Source organism: Arsenophonus endosymbiont of Bemisia tabaci Q2 (assembly GCF_902713415.1).
In the GTDB taxonomy this organism is placed as follows: Bacteria; Pseudomonadota; Gammaproteobacteria; order Enterobacterales; family Enterobacteriaceae; genus Arsenophonus.
Map to the genome: position 1 here is coordinate 1 of NZ_CACTIE010000116.1, position 3,233 is coordinate 3,233.

Consider the following 3,233-nt stretch of genomic DNA (forward strand, 5'->3'; position numbering starts at 1 on the left):
ATCTATTTCGCCTAGTTCATTACGTCTTCTTGGCCGAGTTCCGGCGATTGGATATATTTCAATTTGTCGACTTTTGGCGTCAGGGTAAATTCTTGATCTTGCATATAAAACATGTAAGGGCTGGGATTTTGTATTGTAAGGCGTTGATAGGCGCTTAATGGTGAAGTACATGGCAACATAAATTTACGTGAAGGTACTACTTGAAAAATATCACCTTGATAGATGTATTTTTTAGTTTTTCAATAATCTGGCAATATTCATTATCGTTTTTATTGACTACTAAAGGTATTGCTAGCTCAGCTGCGATTGGTAAGGGGAGTAGTAGTTGCTGACAGGCTGTTATAATTGCTTGATGACGGTTTAATATCCTATTAGTAATAGATTGTTTTGTTAAAAATTGACAGCTTATCAGTTTTCCAAACTGTTTTTGGTGCTCGATCACAAGATAATGTTCAGCTAAATAGAGACAGTAATCAGGATAGCGATTTGATTTTGCTACTGGCGGTAAATTTTCAAAATAAGCAACTAAATCGTAAGCGAATAACTCCGCTAACAGAATTTGTATCTGCATCAATAGTGTTATGTTTGGCTAAACTATAAATCAAACGTACCCCTTCAAAGGATGAAGTTGCTTTTAGCCGGCTATCTTCGTCAAGATGTGGCTCTATTGGGAGATAATTAACTACTCATTGACCATTCGATTTGCTCTTTTGTAATTCACTGGGTAGAGCGGTGTAAATATGGCTTAATAGTGCATTTCCATTAGTGCTAAGAGCGTTAGTGCTAAGAGCGGCAAAAGTAACTTGCTGTTGCTTGGCGATAATTCGTAATGCACTATCAACGATCAAGATACTTTGTAGATTTTGCTTATTATTAACGATAGCGGACTCTAGCAATAATGTGCCTGGGCGATTGCTGCATAAATGATGAAACCACAGACAAACTTCAGGCTGATAATTAATTTTATTTTCTAATATGCGAAAAGTTGTTTGATTGACTGCTATGTTTTCTATATTGGTTACCTTTCATATTATAGTTAGGCGACTTTAAAATGATTAGAAGTAATTACTCTATATCAGTAAATTTATATTGGATAAAAACATATATTTTGTAATCAAAATTAAGACGCTTAGCTATATTAATTCACGCGATTAATTCACGCGCAGGAAGAAACCGCCTATTTAAGGGAGTTTTGCCACCAACGGATTTTAATGATGATAAAAAATACCAATCTTATTTTTGTTTTTTTTCGCAATATGTCATGATAGGTTAGCGCTATCGCTAACCGCCGTACTAGTAAAATAGATCATTCGGATTGTGTCAAGTCATTTATGCCACACTATGAATTTTTTCTATAATCGTCAGCTGTAAATGAGGATAAACCTTTGGCACACGACAATGAGAAGCTCTCTGTTATTTATGATCTACATAGTCACACAAAAGCTTCTGAAGGCGATCTCACCCCTTTAGAATTAGTAGACAGAGCGGTATTAATGGGGGTCGATGTATTAGCTATAATGAAAAAGTAAGCCGCTAACATTAATTGCCAGTGTTGAAATTTTCACAATTTGGGAAAAAATTGAAATTCATATCGTCAGTCTTAACATTAATCTGGATGAAAACTGTCTTAAACATTTACTGGAAATGCAAACTGCACGGCGCAACTTGTGTGCCGAAAAAATAGGCTATAAATTAGAAAAATTCGGTATTCCTGATGCCTAGCAAAATGCTAAAGCTTATGCTGCCGGTGGACAGGTAACACGAAGCCATTTTGCGCGTTATATTATGGATTATGCTAAACAAAAAAAGTATCGGCCAAGTTTTTAAAAAATATTTAACCCGAGGTAAACCAGGTTACGTCCCGGCTGATTGGTGTAAGTTTGATGAGGCAATAGACGTTATTCATCAAGCGGGAGGTGTTGCCGTCTTGGTACATACTGGTCGCTATTCGGTATCAGCAAAATGGCAAAAAAGGTTAGTTTTATATTTTAAACAGCAACAGGGTGATGCGATTGAAATTGCTCAATGCCAACAATCGCCTGATGAACGAAAAATTTAACTGAATTAGCTAGACTACATGATTTATATGCTTCGGTCGGTTCTGATTTTCATCGCCCCTGCGCCTGGACTGAGCTAGGTAGAAATCCTTGGTTGCCCGCGGGTGTTACACCGATTTGGTAAACCTGGCAATAAAAATTTGGGATTATCGTTTAGGCTTAAATATTATATAGTAAGCAGCTTAGGTATATTGATAACTTAATTTTCAAGTTTAATTAAATAATATAGTTATTAAATAAATATATAGAGAACATTCATGGGACAATCTCTCCATTTCACCCACAAAATCCGCAACCTAGATTAATTAACCAATGTATAGAAATATTAAACAAAGGTGGCATTATTGTTTATCCGACTGATTCTGGGTATGCAATTGGCTGTAAGTTAGATAATAAAAACGCACTTATGCAAATTTTTCGCCTACGTCAATTGGATTCCCGCCACAATTTTACCCTAATGTGTCGTGATTTATCTGAAATAGCTGAATATGCCTATCTAGATAATCAGGTGTTTAGAATGATTAAAAATAGTACACCGGGTCATTACACTTTTATTTTACGTGCAACAAAAGAAGTCCCACGTCGAATAATGAATAAAAAACGTAAAAAAATAGGCATACGTTTACCCAATAATCCGATTGCCAGAGATCTGCTTGCCGGAATTGGCGAACCTTTGCTATCGACTAGTTTAATATTGCCAGGTGAAGATTTTGCTCAGTCTTCAGCCGATGAGATAGAAAGTTTAATTGGTCAACAAGTTGACTTGATTATAAATGGTTGTTATTTAAGTGAAAAACAAACCACTGTAGTTGATTTAACAGAGAGTACGCCAAATATCATCGGAGTTGAAATGGGTTCCACGATACCATTTGAATAAAAAAGCTTCAGATGAGGTTAATAGAAAAACGGTGTATAATAACCACAGTTTATTTTTTATAGCTAAGCGACTTAATTTTGATGACATTATTTATATGAGCTATTCAATCGATTTTAGACGTAAAGTGATATTTATGATGGAAGAAGAAAGGTTGAGTATCCGAGAAACAGCGAAGCAATTTCGGATTGGCTGTGCATCTATATCGCGTTGGATTAATCAAATAGAGCCAAAAGCATAGACTACGCGTCAGCGAAAAATCGATAAATCCGAGTTGATAAAAGATGTTGAACAATATCCAG

At 35.7% G+C, this 3,233-nt stretch carries 5 protein-coding genes and 1 pseudogene; 3 read left to right on the plus strand and 3 right to left on the minus strand.

Annotation, left to right across the window (positions count from 1 at the left end; all coding sequences use genetic code 11):
• Positions 1-11: 11 nt before the first annotated feature.
• The 3 genes from ARSQ2_RS14805 to ARSQ2_RS06735 all read right to left on the minus strand — a co-directional run bounded on the left by ARSQ2_RS14805 (position 12) and on the right by ARSQ2_RS06735 (position 896).
• Positions 12-179, minus strand: a complete 168-nt coding sequence (locus tag ARSQ2_RS14805) for a hypothetical protein (protein WP_420837748.1) — start codon at positions 177-179, stop codon at positions 12-14.
• Between the two features lie 17 nt (positions 180-196).
• Entirely contained in the window at positions 197-571 is a 375-nt protein-coding gene (locus ARSQ2_RS06730; RefSeq protein ID WP_238334364.1) for an anthranilate synthase component I, read from the minus strand.
• A 115-nt stretch (positions 572-686) separates the two neighbouring features.
• Complete coding sequence (locus ARSQ2_RS06735; protein WP_181994807.1) at positions 687-896, minus strand: hypothetical protein; 210 nt, start codon at positions 894-896, stop codon at positions 687-689.
• 489 nt (positions 897-1,385) lie between these two features.
• Between ARSQ2_RS06735 and ARSQ2_RS06740 the strand changes: the two are divergent.
• The 3 genes and pseudogenes from ARSQ2_RS06740 to ARSQ2_RS06750 all read left to right on the plus strand — a co-directional run bounded on the left by ARSQ2_RS06740 (position 1,386) and on the right by ARSQ2_RS06750 (position 3,172).
• Positions 1,386-2,181 (plus strand): annotated as a pseudogene (locus tag ARSQ2_RS06740) (phosphatase).
• A 141-nt stretch (positions 2,182-2,322) separates the two neighbouring features.
• A complete protein-coding gene (locus ARSQ2_RS06745) occupies positions 2,323-2,934 on the plus strand; it encodes an L-threonylcarbamoyladenylate synthase (protein WP_181994810.1) in 612 nt (203 codons plus the stop codon).
• 94 nt (positions 2,935-3,028) lie between these two features.
• Positions 3,029-3,172, plus strand: a complete 144-nt coding sequence (locus ARSQ2_RS06750) for an IS630 transposase-related protein (RefSeq protein ID WP_181994808.1) — start codon at positions 3,029-3,031, stop codon at positions 3,170-3,172.
• Positions 3,173-3,233 lie beyond the last annotated feature (61 nt).

What these genes read in the sequence shown, in the direction of transcription:
- ARSQ2_RS06730 (WP_238334364.1), bottom strand. Translation starts at nt 571, where the DNA reads ATGCAGATACAAATTCTGTTAGCGGAGTTATTCGCTTACGATTTAGTT.
- ARSQ2_RS14805 (WP_420837748.1), bottom strand. Translation starts at nt 179, where the DNA reads ATGTTGCCATGTACTTCACCATTAAGCGCCTATCAACGCCTTACAATA.
- ARSQ2_RS06750 (WP_181994808.1), top strand. Translation starts at nt 3,029, where the DNA reads ATGAGCTATTCAATCGATTTTAGACGTAAAGTGATATTTATGATGGAA.